The organism is Hydrogenophaga sp. (assembly GCF_030656115.1).
In the GTDB taxonomy this organism is placed as follows: domain Bacteria; phylum Pseudomonadota; class Gammaproteobacteria; order Burkholderiales; family Burkholderiaceae_C; genus Hydrogenophaga.
On sequence record NZ_JAUSOO010000034.1, the window covers coordinates 22515 to 38819 of the forward strand.

The following is a 16305-nucleotide window of genomic DNA, read 5'->3' on the forward strand; positions in this document are numbered from 1 at the left end:
TGGCGTCCCAAAACCACAACACCCGCACCACCGGGTCGGTCGTGCGGGTGTTGTGCGCCAGGGCTGTGCGTTCAGTGCGCGCTGGCGCCCACCACCGCATCGGGCTTGGCCTGCAGCAGCAGCGCCAGCATGGCGGCCTCAATGCGGTGCAGGGCCTCGGGCGTGTGGCCTTCAAAACGCAGCACCAGCACGGGGGTGGTGTTGGACGCACGGATCAGGCCAAAGCCGTCGGGCCAGTCCACGCGCACGCCGTCGATGGTGGAGATTTTAGCGGGCGCATCAAACTGGGCCAGCGCCACCAATTTCTCCACCACCGCGTGGGGCTCGCCCTCGGCGCAGGCCACGTTCAGCTCGGGCGTGCTGAAACTGGTGGGCAGGGCGTTGAGCATATCGCTCGCGTTGGGGCTGCGGCTCAGAATCTCCAGCAAACGGGCACCGGCGTAGGTGCCGTCGTCAAAACCAAACCAGCGCTCTTTGAAGAAAATGTGGCCGCTCATTTCGCCGCCGAGCGGGCTGTTGAGCTCTTTCATGCGTGCTTTGATGAGCGAATGCCCGGTCTTGTAGATGTGGGCCACGCCGCCGGCAGCCTCAATGGCCGGGGCCAGGCGCTGCGAGCACTTCACGTCAAAAATGATGTTGCCGCCGGGCACACGCGAGAGCACGTCTTGCGCAAACAGAATCATCTGGCGGTCGGGGTAAATGTTGTTGCCTTCTTTGGTGACAATGCCCAGGCGGTCGCCGTCGCCGTCAAAAGCCAAGCCCAGTTCGGCGTCGGTTTCGCGCAGGGTGCGCATCACGTCTTGCAGGTTTTCGGGCTTGCTGGGGTCGGGGTGGTGGTTGGGAAAGTTGCCATCCACTTCGCTGAACAGCTCAATCACCTCGCAACCCAGGGCGCGGAACAGCGCCGGGGCCGAGGCACCGGCCACGCCGTTGCCGCAGTCCACCACGATTTTCATGGGGCGGGCCAGCTTCACATCGCCCACGATGCGGTCGGTGTAGGCCTGGAGCACATCCACCTGGCGCACGCTGCCGCCGTCGGCCAGTTGGTGGCTTTCGGCCTCGATGATGCGGCGCAGTTCCTGGATGTCTTCGCCGTAAATGGCGCGGCCACCCAGCACCATCTTGAAGCCGTTGTAGTCTTTGGGGTTGTGGCTGCCGGTGACCTGGATGCCGCTGCTGCACAGCGTGTTGGCTGCGAAATAGGTCATGGGCGTGGTGGCCAGCCCCACATCAATCACCTCCACACCCGTGGCCACCAGACCGCGAATCAGGGCCGCCGACAAGGCCGGGCCGCTCAGGCGACCGTCGCGCCCCACCGCCACGGTGCGCTCGCCCTGGCGCATGGCCACGGTGCCAAAGGCCAGGCCCAGGGCCTCGGCCACGGCTTCGGTGAGCGTGCTCGGCACGATGCCGCGAATGTCATAGGCTTTGAAGATGGATGCGGCGACTTGCATGTGTGGGTTTCCCTAAAAGCGTTGAGTTGAAGAATTGTAGGCGGCACAGCTTGCAGTGCCTGGGCAGAAAAGCCCAGGGATCATGTCCGGAAATGGCCAGTCAGGGTGGCCGTACCGACATACCATCAGCCCCATGAACCGCGCCACACCCCTCGACGACGATGCCCGCTACCGCGCGCTGTGCTCGCACGATGCGCGCTTTGACGGCCGCTTTTTCGTCGGCGTCACGTCCACCGGCATTTACTGCCGCCCGGTGTGCCGCGTGCGCACGCCGCGGCGTGAAAACTGCCGTTTTTTCAACCATGCGGCGCAGGCCGAGCAAGCGGGGTTTCGGCCTTGCCTGCGCTGCCGCCCCGAGCTGGCGCCACTGGACCGCCATTGGTCCGCCGAAGACGCCGGTGCCATTCTGGCGTGCCAGGCCATGCGCCTGCTGGACGACCCGCAAAGCTGGAGCACCACCTGGGTCGATAGCACCGCCATCCGCCGGCTGTCAGAGCGCCTGGGCGTGAGCGACCGGCACCTGCGCCGCATTTTTGAGGCCCACATCGGGGTGTCACCCCAGCGGTATGTGCAAACCCGCAAACTGCTCAGCGCCAAACAATTGCTGGCCGACACCCGCTTGCCCGTGTCGCAGGTGGCGCAGGCCAGCGGTTTTGCCAGCTTGCGGCGCTTCAACGGGGCCATTCAGGCCCGCTACGGGCTCAGCCCCACGCAAATGCGACGCAGCCAGTCAGCGCCCAGCGGCCGTGAAGCCGAACACGCGGGCGCCACGGTGCACCTGTCGTGGCGCCCGCCCTACGACGCTGTCGCCATGCTCACGTTTCTGGCCCAGCGGCAACTGCCCGGGGTGGAATGGGTGCAACCCGAAGCGCTCCGCCTGCACCGCACCGTGCGGCTGGTGGTGGGCGGTGAAACGCACAGCGGTTGGTTGGTGGCGCAATTCGAGCCCGCTGCCCACCGGCTGGCGCTGCGCGTCAGCGACAGCCTGCACACGGTGCTGCCCAGCCTGATCTGGCGGGTGCGCGCGCTGTTGGACCTGGACGCCGACCCGCAGGCCATCAACGCGGTGCTGCACCCCCACTTTCCCACCGGCGACGGCTTGCGCGTGCCGGGCGGGCTGGACGGCTTTGAGCTGGCCGTGCGCGCGGTGCTGGGCCAGCAGGTCACGGTGGCGGCGGCACGCACCCTGGCCCAGCGGCTGGTGGAGCGCTGGGGTGAACCCCTTGTCACCCCGTTTGCCAGCCTGCACCGGTTGTTTCCGTCGGCCCACACCCTGGCCAGCGCCGATCCCCAGGCGCTGGGCGAACTGGGCATCGTGCGCCAGCGCCAAGCCGCCATCCAGGCGCTGGCCCGCGCCGTGGCCGACGGTGCGCTGAATCTGGACGGCCAGGCCGATCTGCCGTCAACGCTGCAGGCCTTGCAGGCCCTGCCGGGCATAGGCCCCTGGACAGCACAATACATTGCCTTGCGTGCCCTGCGCTGGCCCGACGCCTGGCCCACGGGCGACGTGGCGCTGCACCAGGCGCTGGGCCTGAACCACCGCCTGGGCACCGCCACCCAACGCCAGGCCAAGCGCCTGGCCAGTGCCTGGCAGCCCTGGCGCAGCTACGCGGTGCTGCGCGCCTGGGCCGGCACCTACCAGGCACCGTCCACCACCGATCCACTGAAAGACTCCCTATGAAACACGGCCTGAACTGGGTCAAAACCACGGTGGATTCACCGCTGGGCCCCCTCTTGCTGGCCGCCAGCGCCCACGGGCTGGCCGGTGTCTGGTTCACCAACCAGCGCCACCTGCCGGCTGACAGCCTTGTCCAAAGCTGGCCCGCCGATGCCCGCCACCCGGTGCTGCAAGCCGCAGCGCAGCAGCTCACCCGCTATTGTGCTGGCAATTTGAACGCCTTCGACCTGCCGCTGGACCTCTCTGGCGGCACGCCCTTTCAGCAATCGGTCTGGCAGGCCTTGCTCAGCATCCCCGCCGGCCAGACGCGGCGCTACGGCGAACTGGCCAGCCAGATCGGACGCCCTGCCGCCGTGCGGGCCGTGGGCGCGGCCATTGGGCGCAACCCCTTGAGCATCGTGGTGCCCTGCCACCGGGTGGTCGGAGCAGACGGCTCGCTCACCGGCTATGCTGGCGGGCTTGACCGCAAGGCAGCCCTGCTCGAACGAGAGCGAAGCAGCGGCCCTTTATAGACCCACCCCCATGTCACCCACCCTGATTGCCGAATTTTTCTTGCTCGCCGCGCTGTGGGGCTCTTCGTTTTTGTTCATGCGCCTGGGCGCTGCCGAATTGGGCGCCCTGCCCACCGCCGGTGTCCGTGTGGCGCTGGCTGCGCTGTTTTTGCTGCCGGTGTTTCTGGTCAAAGGCGTCTGGGCCGACTTTCGGCAACGCGCCAAACCCATCCTCTTCGTGGGCCTGCTCAACTCGGGCATTCCCTTTGCCCTGTTCGCCTTTGCGGTGATGCACATCACCACCGGCCTGACGTCGATCCTCAACGCCACGGTGCCGCTGTCGGGTGCGCTGGTGGCCTGGGTCTGGTTGAAAGACCGGCCCAGCGGCTCGCGCATGCTCGGTTTGCTGATCGGGTTTGCGGGCGTGGCGCTGCTGGTGGTGGGCAAGTCGGGCTTCAGCGCCACCGGCGTGGCCGGCGCAGGCGCGACCGGGACCACCCTGCTGGCCATGGCCGCCTGCCTGCTGGCCACGCTGTGCTACGGCCTGGCGGCGAGCTTCACCAAGCGCTACCTCACCGGCGCGCACCCGCTGGCCACCGCCACCGGCAGCCAGATCGGTGCGGCCCTCGGTCTGGCCATTCCCACGCTGTGGCTCTGGCCGGCACAGCCGGTGAGCCTGGGCGCCTGGGCTGCATTGGCAGCGGTGGCGCTGTTGTGCACGTCCATCGCTTACATCCTGTTTTTTCGCATCATTGCCAAAGCCGGCCCCAGCCGGGCCCTCACGGTGACCTTTCTGGTGCCGGTGTTTGCACTCATGTACGGCGCGCTGTTTCTGGGCGAAAACATCACCTCGTGGATGGTGCTCTGCGGGATCGTGATCGTCTGCGGCACCGCCTTGTCCACCGGCCTGGTGCGGCTGCGCTGGCTCGAACGCACCACCTCCATGTGACCCATGCATTCCGCTCGCGACAAAAAAATCAGCCTGAAACGGCCCAAGCCACGCAACCCGCTGGTGGCACCTGCCGCGCAACGCAAAGCCGGTGCCCACGGCAAAAGCAGCGCCGCCCAGCGCCGCGCCGACAAAATGGCGCTGCAAAAAACAGCCCGTGACGACCTGGACCGGGGTTGAACCTAAAAACCTCAGCATTCACAAACATCTCCAGCGGATAGAGCACGGCCTGCGCAACGAATGCGCCATGGAGCCGCCGCTTTCAAAATGCGTTGGCTGCCAGCCCAACAGACATGCGGGGCCGCTGTCAAAACTGGCAGTTTTCTGCCAAAGATGCCGCGCCAGACGCTGTCAGCCACCACCAGCAGAGCGCCGATAAAACCGCAAAGCCCTTGATTTGATTCGCCTTTTTCAGCGCAGAGGGCTTGGCATGCATCTTGTACAGCTGTTGCTCTCGGTGGCCAGTTGACGTGGGCCACACGATGACCCACAACGACTGAAAAGAGGACGACAAAACCCATGGACATGATTGGTCTGTACCCCACCTGGTTCGAGCCGGGGGTGGGCAGCGGATGGATTGTTGGCTTCATTGCCACGATCCACGTGCTGTTCTCCCACACCTCGGTCGGCGCCGCGATCTTCTTCGCCTGGCTCGCCAACCACGCCCACCGCCACCACAAACCCGAGCTGCTGGAGTTCATCCGCCGCTACGGCCTGTTCCTGCTGGTGTTCAGCTACGTGCTGGGCTCCATCACCGGCCCGGGCATCTGGTACTCCACCACGGTGGCCAGCCCGCGCGGCATCTCGGCGCTGATCCACAGCTTCGTCTGGATGTGGGCCACCGAGTGGGTGTTCTTCGTGATCGAGGTGGTGGGCGTCTACATGCTGGTCTACCTGGCTGGCAAGGTGGACGTGAAGACGCACACACGCATCGCGGTCATCTTCGGCCTCACCTCCTACACCACCATGCTGGTGATCGTGGGCATCCTGAGCTTCATGATGTGGCCGGGCAAAGCCGAGTGGGCACAAACCGGCGGCGTGCTCAACGCCTTCTACGGCCCCAACACCTTCGCCCAGCTGGGCATGCGCACGGCCTTCATGTTCACCATGACGGCGGTGGTCGGCGGCATCGTGGCGGGCCAGTTCAAGGACCTCGCGCTCAAGAAGGCCATCGCCGGCAAGCTGGCCTGGCTGGGCATTGTGGCCACGCTGGCGGGCGCGGCCATGCTGCAGTGGTACCTGGCCACGCTGCCCGAGACGGCCGACGTGGTGTTGCAAAACCGCCTGCCCGCGCACTTTCCCATGGCGCTGATGACGGTGGTGGCCGGCACGCTGGCCTACTTCGTCCTCACGCTGGTGCAGCCGCGTGCGCTGGTCTCTGGCGTGGCGGGTGTGATGACGGTGGCCATCCTGGTGTTCGGCCTCTGGCCCGAAGAGGTGGCGCGCGAATCGATCCGCAAGCCCTGGGTGGCCGGGCAGTACGTCTACTCCAACCAGGTGATCGGCCGCGACGTGCCGGGCATGGGCGTGAAGTCCGAGATCCCCACCATCGAGGCGCACGGCTTCCTGAAGACGCTGGTGTTCGTGCCCGAGGCATTGCGCACCATCGACGACGGCAACCGCGTCGAAGCCGGTCGCCTGCTCGCGCTCAACACCTGCTCCAACTGCCACTCGCTGAGCAGCACCGGCATCCGCCCGCTGCGCAATTACTTCCCCGGCACCCACACCGAGGCCGACGTGGCCACCTACCTGCAGGCCGCGCTCTCGGGCGGCGCCACGCTGTACATGCCGCAGATCCCGTTCAACGACGACGAAGCCCGCGCGCTCGCGAGTTTCATCCTCACGCTGCAACCCACAGCCGCGACAGCCACCGCGCAGGCCGCCGCCACCGTGGCGAAGGAGTAAGACCATGACCCCCGAAATGCTTGTCGCGCTGCGCGACCCCGCTGGCGTGCCCTCGCACCCGCTGGTCTTCCTGGTGCTGGGTGTGCTCACCTTTGCGCTGCACATCGCGGCGGTGCAGGTCATGCTCGGCGCGGCCACGCTCACGCTGCGTGGCGCCTTCAGTGGCAGCCTGCACTGGCGCCGTCTGGCCGCCGCCATGATCACCACCGCCAAGATCGCGGTGTCGGTCGCCATCGTCATCGGCGTGGCACCCCTGCTCTTTGTGCAGGTGGTGTACGACCCGTTCTGGTACACGTCCAACGTGCTCTCGGCCTGGTGGGTGATCGGCTTCATCGTGCTGCTGATCCTGGGCTACATCGCGATGTACGCCTTCTACTGGAAGAACCATGACATCGTGGCCGACGGCGGCCGGGGCGGCATCTGGATGGTCTTGTCCATTGCGCTGCTGCTGGCGGTGGGCTTCATCGTGCACAGCCTCACCAACCAGATGCTGTTCCCCGAACACTGGATGGCCTGGTACGCGCCCCAGGGCGTGGTCAACCCCGACGGGCATTCGCTGCACCACTGGCACCTGCCGCGTTTCCTGTTTTTCATCGCGCTCTCGGCCCCGGTGACGGGCGCGTGGCTCTACGGCTACCGCCGCTACCTGCAGGGCGCGCAAGAGGCCGACGCCGCCTACCTCGGCTGGCTGCGCGGCCTGGCGCAGAACCTGATGCTCATCGGCGGTGTGGTGGCGGTGCTGATCGGCGCGCTGTGGATGGCCACGCTGCCCGAGAAGATGGCCTGGTTCGCCAGCTCCGTCTGGCTGCTGATGGCGGTGGTGGCGCTGGCCGCCGTGGTCGCCCTGCCGCTGGTGCTGCGCGATCGCATCGACACCGGCGTCTGGGGCTACGCCATCTTCGGCGCCGGCGCGGTGGGCCTGATCGTGGTGAGCGCGGCGCGCGAGATGCTGCGCTTCGTCACCCTGCTCGGCAGCCATGGCTACGACGCCATGGACTACAAGATCAACATGGACTGGTACAGCACCGGTCTCTTCTTCACCACCTTTGGCGTGGTCGGCGGCGTGACGCTGGCCTACCTGCTCACCGTCGCCTGGCAGGCCGGTCAGAGCAAGGGCCTGTACACCCCGAGCGCCACCGTCACCCGCATCGGCCAGTGGTCGGTCGGCCTGCTGGTCGGCTGGACCGTGCTGTATTTCGCCGTCGGCTTCTTTGTGTGGGCGCGCTGAACATGAAACACACCACATCTTCTCAAACCGCGCCCCTGCGCAAGGTGCTGGGCTGGACGCTGATGGTTGCCATCGGGGCCACCGTGGCCACGTCGCTGGCCGTCAAGGCCATCGCGCAGACGGCGCCCAAGGCCGTTGCGCCCGCCGCTGCGGTTACTGCCGCTGCCCCCACGCCGCCCTCGCCCAGCCCGGCGTCCAACCCCGCGCCCGTGCTGGCGTCCACCATGGCGCACAGCTGCGCCGCCTGCCACGGCACCCACGGCGAGCTGGGCGACGAGTACTTCATGCCGCTGGCGGGCATGCCGGTGCAGCAGTTCGTGCGCACCATGACCGACTTCCGCGAAGGCAAGCGGGCGGCCACGCTCATGGGCCATGTGGCCAAGGGCTTCACCGACGCCGATCTGAAAGCCATGGGCGAATTCTTCGCTGCCGTGAAACCCGCCGCCGTCGCAGCAAAAGGAGCCCAGTGATGGACCACACACAACACCCTTCACGCCGCGAATGGCTGGCCCAGGCCCTGGGCCTGCTGTCGGTGGCCGCCGCGCCCAGCCTCGCCTTCGCGCAAAACACCGCCCACATCGTCATCGTCGGCGGTGGTGTGGGCGGCGCGACCGCGGCCAAGTATTTGAAGCTGTTCAACCCGGCGCTGCAGGTCACGGTGATCGAAAAAAACCCGGTTTATGTGAAACCCTACGGCTCCAGCGAGGTGCTCAACCAGCACGCCGCCATGGCCGACCTGAACGTCAGCTACGACACGCTCAAGTCCCGCTACGGCATCCGTTTCGTGTTCGACACCGTGACCGGGTTCGACCCAGTAACGCGCACGGTCCGCACCGCAGGCAAACAAACCATCGCCTGCGACAAGCTGATCGTCTCGCCCGGCATCCAGCTCGTGTACAGCGCCTACGCCGGTTACAGCGAACAAGTGGCCCGCACGGTGGTTCCCTCGGGCTGGATTCCGGGTGAACAAACCGCCTTGCTGGCCAAGCAATTGCAAGGCATGCGCCCCGGCGGCACCTTTGTGCTGGCCGCGCCGCCCAACCCCTACCGCTGCCCGCCCGGCCCCTACGAGCGCGCCGCGCTCATGACCGAGTGGTTCCAAAAACACAACCCGACCGCCAAGGTCATCATCGTGGACCCGAAGGACAGCTTCGTCACCGACGAAACCATGATGCTGGGCTGGAACCGCCTGTACGACTTCAACCTGCCCGCCGACTACATCCAGAAGATGCAAAGCCAGGTGGACGTGAAGCAGCACAGCGGCACCAGCATGCTCAGCTGGGTGCGCGGCCAGGACGGCGGCCGCACGCTGAAAATCGACGCCAAGCAGATGCGCATCGAAACCGAGGCCGAGGTGATTCAGGCCGACGTGATCAACGTCATCCCGCCCATGAAGGCCGGCCAGGTCGCGATGACCCTGGGCCTGGCCGACAGCAGCGGCTTCTGCCCGGTCAACCGCCGCACCTTTGCCTCCACGCTGCAGCCGAACGTGTACGTGATCGGCGACGCCAGCATCGCCGACGCCATGCCCAAGAGCGGGTTTTCGGCCAACACCCAGGCCAAGGTGGTGGCACGCGCCATCGTCGAAGAACTGGCCGGCCGCGCCGCGCCCGAGCCCCTGTGGGAAAACACCTGCTACGCGCTGGCGGGCAAGGACTACGGCCTGTTCGTGGCCGACGTGTTCAAGATCGTTGACGGCAAGATCGCGCGCATCAACGGCAAAGGCCGCTACCTGCCGCTGAACGCCACGCCAGCGCAAATCAAGCTCGGGGCGCGTTACCAGCAGGCCTGGTTGCGCACCTTCACCGCCGACTGCTTCGCTTGACATGGCGCCCCCCTGCGCCGCTTCGCGTCGTCCCCCCAGGAAGACCACGCCCTTGGACCGGCAAAGCCGGATCTTCGGCGTGTGCGGGGTGGGGCACGTGCTTCGGCCGCGTCGCGCTGACAACATGCATCCTTGAAGGACCGTTTATGTACCCTACCCATTTGCAAGAACGCACAGCGGCCAGCGATGGCTGGCTGCGCCGCGCCGCCACGGCGCTGGCCCTGACCGCTGTCAGCGTGTTGATTGGCCTGACCGCTGGCAACGCGCTGGCCGCCGACCACGCCGCTGTACCCGCAGCCCAAGCCTGGACGCCCGCCAGCTTGCGCACCGCGCTGGCCGCCCTGCCCCCGGGCGACGCCGAACGCGGCCGGGTGGTGAACCAGCAACTGTTCTGCGCCTCGTGCCATGGCGACACCGGCGTGGCCCCCACCCAGAACTGGCCACACCTGGCGGGCCAGAAAGCCGCCTACACCGCCAAGATGCTGCTCGACTACCAGAGCCGCCTGCGCCACGAAAACCAGGGCGCGGCGCTGATGCACGACATCGCGGTGATGCTGACGCCGCAGCAGATTGCCGACGTGTCGGCTTTTTACGCGGTGCAGCCCGCGCCGCGCGACGACGGCACGCCGCGCCCGGTGGCGGCCAAAGACGTGAGCGCCGAACAGCTGGTGCGCCAAGGCGATCCGGCCCGCCTGCTCACGCCCTGCGCCAGCTGCCACGGCGTCAAAGGCCAAGGCGGCAAGCTCGAAGCTTCGGCCCTGGCCGGGCAGAACCCGCTGTACGTCACCCGCACCCTGCTGCACTACCAAAGCGGCGCACGCGCCAACGACGCCGCCCAAGGCATGCGCGCCTTTGCAAAGAAGCTCACGCGCGGCGAAATTGACGCCCTGGCCACGTATTACGCCGACCTGCCCGCCAAGCTGCCTGCCGACCCGGCCCGGTCCAAAAAGTAAACTGCGCTGCATGAACTTCTGGGATCACAACTTTTCTGTCGCCGGCTTCAAGTACGGCACCGCGCCCAATGCGTTTTTGGTCGAGCAGGCGCACCGCCTGACACCGGGCTGCGACGTGCTGGTGCCCGGCGATGGCGAGGGGCGCAACGGCGTCTGGCTGGCGCAGCAGGGCCACCGCGTCACCGCCATGGACGGTTCCGCCGTGGGCTTGCAAAAAGCCCAGGCCTTGGCCGCCGAACGCGGCGTGACCCTGCACACCGTGCTGGGCGACCTGGCCGACTGGGCGCCCGCGCCCGCCCGTTTGGACGCCGTGGTGCTGACCTTTGTGCACCTGCCGCCCAGCATCCGCGCGGCTGCGCACCAGCGGCTGGCCGCAGGCCTGCGGCCCGGCGGCCTGCTCATTCTTGAGAGCTTTCACCCGCAGCAGCTGCAACACACCAGCGGCGGCCCCAAAGACGCGGCCATGCTCTACACCCCGGCGCTGCTGCGCGAAGACTTTGCCGGGCTTGACGAGCTGCTGTGCTGGCACGGCGAGGTGACGCTGGACGAAGGCCCGGGCCACCAAGGCCTGGCGCATGTGACGCGCTTCGTCGCCCGCGCCAACCCCTGAAGCAGCCGGAGCTTCCAGCTCCGGTATTTTCTGGCACTGGAAGTCAGGTTCTTCTGGAGCTGGAAGCTCCGGCTACGCTCAGCCTCTCAGAGGCTGAGAGTTTTTCGGGCGTATCCGAGCGACGCCTCAAAACGTGCCCGATCAAGGCGCAAAGCACAGCCATAGCAGGGCTATGGCGCGCATTTGCAACGCCGAGCGGGTGCGTTTTGGGGTGGCGAGCGGGCATGAACGAAAGACTCTCAGCCTCTCAGTTCAGGGCTTTGAGCTTGCGGTAAAGCGAGCGCTCGCTGATGCCCAGCTCCGCCGCCAGCTTCGCGCGGCTGCCCGTGTGCGCGGCCACCCGCTCGCGCAGCGCGGCCAGCTCCAGCGCCTGCAGCGACGGCGCGGTCTGTTCTGGCCCGTTCTGGCGGGTCTGGGTGGCGTTGGCAGGGGCCCACACAGGCGCCTGCCCAGCGCTGCGCCGCCCTGAATTCAGCGCCTGCGCCACATGCTCGGCCTCGATGCGATCGCCGTCGCACAACAGCGTGGTGCGTTCCAGCAGGTTGCGCAGTTCGCGCACATTGCCGGTAAACGGCTGTTCGGCCAGCAAAGCCAAGGCTTGGGGGGCCACCGTGAACGCGCGCTTGGGCGCCACCCGCGCCAGCAGCGCCTGGGTCAGCAGCGCAATGTCTTCGCGCCGCTCGCGCAGCGGTGGCAGCGCAATGGGGAAGGTGCTCAGCCGGTGGTAGAGGTCCTCGCGAAAACGCCCCTCGGCCACCATGCGTTCCAGGTCGCGGTGCGTGGCCGACACCACGCGGATGTCGGCATGGCGCAGCTCGGTGCTGCCGACCCGGCGGTAGGTGCCCGACTCCAGCAGGCGCAGCAGCTTCACCTGCATGGGCAAAGGAATGTCGCCCACCTCGTCCAGAAACAGGGTGCCGCCGCTGGCGGCCTCCACCAGGCCGGGCTTGCTGGTGTTGGCCCCGGTGAACGCGCCGCGCTCGTGGCCAAACAGTTCGGACTCGAACAAGGTCTCCGGCAGGCTGGAGCAGTCCACCACCACCAGGGGTTTGGCCGCGCGCGGGCTGGCATCGTGCACCGCCTGCGCCACCAGCTCTTTGCCCGTGCCGGATTCGCCCAGCAGCAGCACCGTGGCCATGGACGGCGCCACGCGCGCCACCAGCGCCAGCATGTGCTGAAACACCGGGCTGCGCCCGATCAGGCCGCGCGCCACCGAGCGGCCATGGGCCACCTTCAAGGACGCCATTTTTTCGACAAAAAAGGCTTGTTCGCCGCTCGCATCGCGCAACGGCGTGAGCTCAATGTCCACATATTCCTCGCCCTTGGGCGTGTGGTGCAGGTGCAGCACACGCTCGCGCTGGCCCGAGGCACGCGCCTGGGCCAGCGGGCACGACTCGCCCGCCTGGTCGCAGGGCACCCGGAAGTGGTGCGACACCTCGTAGCAGGTGCGCCCAATCACGCTGCGTTCGGGGCTGAAGGCGCGGCGGTAGGCCGCGTTGGACACCAGGATGCGGTACTGCGCATCAAACAGGATGTGGGGCTCGCTCAGGCCTTCGAGAAAGTCGGTCAGTTCGGGCAAGGGCTTCATTCGGGCGCTCCTGGGCTGGGGCGCTCAGTGTAGGGTCAGACTGCCACGGGCTGCCATTTTTGGCAGAAATCACCCGGTGTGTCAGGGGGCTTGCACAAGCGACGCTCCGCATGCCGTTGATTTCAAAGCCATTTTTCTACGCCTGTGGGTGGCACGTTTCTTGGAGGAGTGAACGCCGTGGGTACCTTGCGACCCACGCTGATTTCAACTGGAGGTTTCCATGGCACACCCGCTCACCGCACCTGCGTTCCCGGCCCTGAGCCCCGACGCTGCCACCCACGACGCCGAGCGCCGCCAATGGCTGCTGGCCACCACGGCCATGGGCTGTGCCGCCACCGCCGCTGTGGCGCTGCCGCTGGTGGCCAGCTTTGCGCCCAGCGAGCGCGCCAAAGCGCAAGGCGCCAGCGTGCAGGTGGAGATTGGCGACATCGCGCCGGGCGAGGTCAAGGTGGTCGAATGGCGCGGCCAGCCGGTGTGGGTGGTGCGCCGCACGCCCGAGATGCTGGCGCACCTGGACGGCATGACCGACCTGGCCGACCCCGATTCGCAGAAAAAGCAACAACCCCCTTACGCCACCAACACCCACCGCTCGATCAAGCCCGAGGTGCTGGTGACCGTGGGTATTTGCACCCATCTGGGCTGCTCGCCGGTCACCCTGAACGAAGGCACCACCAACCCCAGCGTGCCCGCCGACTGGAAAGGCGGCTTCTTTTGCCCCTGCCACGGCTCCACCTTCGACTTTGCGGGCCGCGTGTTCAAGAACAAACCCGCCCCCACCAACCTGCTGGTGCCGCCGCACAAATACCTGGCCGACAACACCTTGCTGATTGGCGAGGACGACAGCGCAGCGTAAACCGCCCCCCCGCCCAGCGATGAACTTCCACATCCTGCACGATGCCCACAGCGGCGAAATGAGCTACCTGCTGGCCGACCTGGAAGCCCGGGAAGCCGTGTTGGTGGACCCCCATGGCCGCGACCTGCCGGTGCTGCAGGCGCTGCTGAACGAACGCAAGCTGCGGCTGCGCTGGGTGCTGCGCACCCACCACCACGACGCCAACGGTGGCGAACGGGCTTTGCTGGCCCGCCTGGGCGCCCCGCTGGTGCAGGGCGACGGCGCAGCGGACACACAGTGCGCCGCCCATGGCGATGTGCTGTGCTTTGGCCAGGAACCGCTGCGTGTGCTCGCCACACCCGGCCACACCCTGGGCTGCCTGAGCTTCGCCTGGCGCGACCGCGTGTTCTGCGGTGGCCTGCTGGCGGTGGACGCCTGCCCGCACCAGCCCTACCCCGCTGCGCCCGAGGCGCTGTGGGACAGCGTGACGCAAGGCGTGTTTCTGCTGCCGCTGGAGACCCTGCTGTTTGCCGGCCACGAACGCCGCGCCCGGGCCGTGAGCACGGTGCTGGAACAGCGCCTGTGGCACCCGCTGTTTGCGGGCCTTTCACGCGACGATTTTTTGGCCCGTGCAGCCGCCTTGCACCCCACCACGCCCTGCGCCGCCTAAGGAGCCCCACACCATGTCCGCAGCACACCACATCACCGTCGTTGGCGCCGGCTTCGGCGCCCTGTCCACCGTGCGGGAAATCCGCCAGCGCGACCCCCACGCGCACATCACCCTGGTGGCACCGCGCGCCGAACTGCATTACCTGCCGGGCATCATCTGGATACCCTCGGGCCTGCGCACGCGCGAGCAACTGGTGGTGCCCCTGGCCCCGTTTTTCGCGCGCATGAAGGTGCAACACGTCGCCGCCGAGGTCACGGGTCTAAGAGACGGTGGCCGCGTGGTGCTCACCACGGCCGGCGAGCTGCACAACGACGCGCTGGTGATCGCCAGCGGCGGGCGCTTCATCAAAAAGCTGCCGGGTATTGAACACGCCATCACGCCCTGCGAAGGCATCGCTGCGGCCGAACGCATCCGCGACCGGCTGCGCACCATGACCGGCGGCACCATTGCCGTGGGCTTTGCTGGCAACCCCCACGAGCCCAGCGCCGTGCGCGGCGGGCCGATGTTTGAATTCCTGTTTGGCATTGACGAGCAGCTCAAGCGCGAAGGCCGGCGCAACCAGTTCGACATCGTGTTCTTCAACCCCTCCGCCGAGCCGGGCAACCGCCTGGGCCCGAAGGCGGTGAAACACCTGCTGGCCGAGATGGCGCGCCGCGGCATCAGCACCCGGCTGGGCCACAAGCTGGTGCGCTTTGAGGCCGACCGTGTGGTCACCGAAGGCGGCTCGTTCCCGGCCGACCTGATTCTGTTCATGCCCGGCATGACCGGCAACGCCTGGTTTGACCAGACCGCGCTCGCGCGTTCGCCTGGCGGGCTGCTCCAGGCCGACGCGCAATGCCGCGTGCAAGGCACACAACACGTGTACGTGGTGGGCGATTCGGGCAGCTTCCCTGGCCCCGACTGGATGCCCAAACAAGCCCACATGGCCGACCTGCAGGCCGCCGCGGCCGCCGACAACCTGCTCAAAGGCCTGCGCGGCGAAACGCCCACCACCACCTTCAAGGTGGAACTCATCTGCATCATCGACGCCATCGACCACGGCACCCTGGTGTTTCGCAACACCCGGCGCCAGATCATCCTGCCCTCAAGCCGCCTGTTTCACTGGGCCAAACGCTTTTTTGAGGGCGCCTACCTGAGGAAATACCGATGAACACAAGCCCACACACCGACACAACACCCTTTGAGGTCCTCGGTGGCGCACCGGCCGTGCGGCGCCTGGTGGACCGCTTCTACCACCTCATGGACGAGCTGCCCGAGGCCTACACCGTGCGCCGCATGCACCCCGACAGCCTGGCGGGCAGTGCCGAGAGCCTGTTTGAATTTCTCTCTGGCTGGTTCGGCGGCCCACCCCTGTACAGCCAGAAAAAAGGCCACCCCCGCCTGCGCATGCGCCACCATGCCTACGCCATCGGCACCGTCGAGCGCGACGAGTGGATGCTGTGCATGACCCAGGCCCTGAGCGAACAGGTCGCCGATGCGGCGCTGCGCGAAGCCCTGGTCCAGACCTTCGCCGCCATGGCCGACCACCTCGTCAACACCGGCGGCAACGCCAGCGCATGCAGCCACGCCACCGCCGCCACCTGACCCCACCAGGCTACCCACATGCTCAACCCAAAAATCCGACGCTTTTTGAACCCCACCACCTTGTTGTTGGCCGCGCTGCTGAGCGGGTCTGCACTGGCGCTGGCCGCGCCACCGCAACCCGGCCAACCCTTGCCCGAGTTGGCGCTGAAAGACCAGCACGACCAGCCCTGGACCGTGAGCGGTGACACCAAGCTGGTGCTGTTCGCCGCTGGCCGCAAAGCCTCCAACCTGATGCAGACCGTGCTAACCGGCCAGCCGGCGGGGTTTCTGGCATCGCGCCAGGCCGTCTACCTGGCTGACATGAGCAGCATGCCCGGTTTCGTGACCCGCACCTTTGCCCTGCCCGCGCTGCGTGAGATGCCATTTGTGGTGGGCGTGGTGCTGGACGAAGCGCTGCTGGCCGACTGGCCCCGCCCAGACGGCGCAGTGGCGCTGATCACGCTGCAAAACGGCCGCGTGAACACCGTGAGCCACGCCAGCACCGAAGCGTCCTTGCGCGCAGCCCTCGGCTTGGTACCTTGACCGTTTGACGGCTTGA

General features: G+C 67.1%; 17 protein-coding genes. 15 read left to right on the forward strand and 2 right to left on the reverse strand.

Features of this window, described 5'->3' with window-relative positions; all coding sequences use genetic code 11:
- Positions 1-71: 71 nt before the first annotated feature.
- Positions 72-1454 (reverse strand): phosphomannomutase/phosphoglucomutase, encoded by a 1383-nt coding sequence (locus tag Q7J58_RS03970; protein ID WP_304823732.1) that lies wholly within the window; start codon positions 1452-1454, stop codon positions 72-74.
- Positions 1455-1587: 133 nt separating this feature from the next.
- Here Q7J58_RS03970 and Q7J58_RS03975 point away from each other — a divergent pair, with 133 nt between their 5' ends.
- The 10 genes from Q7J58_RS03975 to Q7J58_RS04020 all read left to right on the forward strand — a co-directional run bounded on the left by Q7J58_RS03975 (position 1588) and on the right by Q7J58_RS04020 (position 11093).
- Positions 1588-3135, forward strand: a complete 1548-nt coding sequence (locus Q7J58_RS03975) for an AlkA N-terminal domain-containing protein (protein ID WP_304823734.1) — start codon at positions 1588-1590, stop codon at positions 3133-3135.
- Complete coding sequence (locus tag Q7J58_RS03980) at positions 3132-3644, forward strand: methylated-DNA--[protein]-cysteine S-methyltransferase (RefSeq protein ID WP_304823737.1); 513 nt, start codon at positions 3132-3134, stop codon at positions 3642-3644. The genes Q7J58_RS03975 and Q7J58_RS03980 overlap by 4 nt, the downstream gene beginning before the upstream one ends.
- A 10-nt stretch (positions 3645-3654) precedes the next feature.
- Positions 3655-4572 (forward strand): DMT family transporter, encoded by a 918-nt coding sequence (locus Q7J58_RS03985; protein ID WP_304823740.1) that lies wholly within the window; start codon positions 3655-3657, stop codon positions 4570-4572.
- A 3-nt stretch (positions 4573-4575) separates the two neighbouring features.
- A complete protein-coding gene (locus tag Q7J58_RS03990; RefSeq protein WP_304823742.1) occupies positions 4576-4752 on the forward strand; it encodes a hypothetical protein in 177 nt (58 codons plus the stop codon).
- Between the two features lie 339 nt (positions 4753-5091).
- Positions 5092-6477: a cytochrome c gene (locus Q7J58_RS03995; RefSeq protein ID WP_304823745.1), complete on the forward strand. Its 1386-nt coding sequence runs from the start codon at positions 5092-5094 to the stop codon at positions 6475-6477.
- Positions 6478-6481: 4 nt separating this feature from the next.
- Positions 6482-7705: a hypothetical protein gene (locus Q7J58_RS04000; RefSeq protein WP_304823748.1), complete on the forward strand. Its 1224-nt coding sequence runs from the start codon at positions 6482-6484 to the stop codon at positions 7703-7705.
- A 2-nt stretch (positions 7706-7707) separates the two neighbouring features.
- Positions 7708-8175, forward strand: a complete 468-nt coding sequence (locus tag Q7J58_RS04005) for a cytochrome c class I (protein ID WP_304823751.1) — start codon at positions 7708-7710, stop codon at positions 8173-8175.
- Positions 8175-9530, forward strand: coding sequence for an NAD(P)/FAD-dependent oxidoreductase (locus Q7J58_RS04010; protein WP_304823753.1), 1356 nt, complete (start codon positions 8175-8177; stop codon positions 9528-9530). The genes Q7J58_RS04005 and Q7J58_RS04010 overlap by 1 nt, the downstream gene beginning before the upstream one ends.
- A gap of 146 nt (positions 9531-9676) precedes the next feature.
- Positions 9677-10483, forward strand: coding sequence for a c-type cytochrome (locus Q7J58_RS04015; RefSeq protein ID WP_304823756.1), 807 nt, complete (start codon positions 9677-9679; stop codon positions 10481-10483).
- A 10-nt stretch (positions 10484-10493) separates the two neighbouring features.
- The gene (locus Q7J58_RS04020; RefSeq protein WP_304823759.1) at positions 10494-11093 is read left to right on the forward strand and encodes a class I SAM-dependent methyltransferase; all 600 of its coding nucleotides are present in this window, start codon (positions 10494-10496) and stop codon (positions 11091-11093) included.
- Between the two features lie 247 nt (positions 11094-11340).
- Here Q7J58_RS04020 and Q7J58_RS04025 read toward each other — a convergent pair whose 3' ends face one another.
- Positions 11341-12681, reverse strand: coding sequence for a sigma 54-interacting transcriptional regulator (locus Q7J58_RS04025; protein WP_304823762.1), 1341 nt, complete (start codon positions 12679-12681; stop codon positions 11341-11343).
- A 220-nt stretch (positions 12682-12901) separates the two neighbouring features.
- Between Q7J58_RS04025 and petA the strand changes: the two genes are divergently transcribed.
- The 5 genes from petA to Q7J58_RS04050 are packed head-to-tail and all read left to right on the forward strand — an operon-like array spanning position 12902 to position 16289.
- Positions 12902-13534, forward strand: a complete 633-nt coding sequence (petA, locus tag Q7J58_RS04030) for a ubiquinol-cytochrome c reductase iron-sulfur subunit (protein ID WP_304823765.1) — start codon at positions 12902-12904, stop codon at positions 13532-13534.
- A 19-nt stretch (positions 13535-13553) separates the two neighbouring features.
- Positions 13554-14183 (forward strand): hypothetical protein, encoded by a 630-nt coding sequence (locus Q7J58_RS04035; RefSeq protein ID WP_304823768.1) that lies wholly within the window; start codon positions 13554-13556, stop codon positions 14181-14183.
- Between the two features lie 13 nt (positions 14184-14196).
- A complete protein-coding gene (locus tag Q7J58_RS04040; protein ID WP_304823771.1) occupies positions 14197-15333 on the forward strand; it encodes an FAD-dependent oxidoreductase in 1137 nt (378 codons plus the stop codon).
- Positions 15330-15767 (forward strand): group II truncated hemoglobin, encoded by a 438-nt coding sequence (locus tag Q7J58_RS04045; protein WP_304823774.1) that lies wholly within the window; start codon positions 15330-15332, stop codon positions 15765-15767. The genes Q7J58_RS04040 and Q7J58_RS04045 overlap by 4 nt, the downstream gene beginning before the upstream one ends.
- Before the next feature lie 18 nt (positions 15768-15785).
- Complete coding sequence (locus Q7J58_RS04050) at positions 15786-16289, forward strand: hypothetical protein (protein ID WP_304823777.1); 504 nt, start codon at positions 15786-15788, stop codon at positions 16287-16289.
- Positions 16290-16305: the final 16 nt, after the last annotated feature.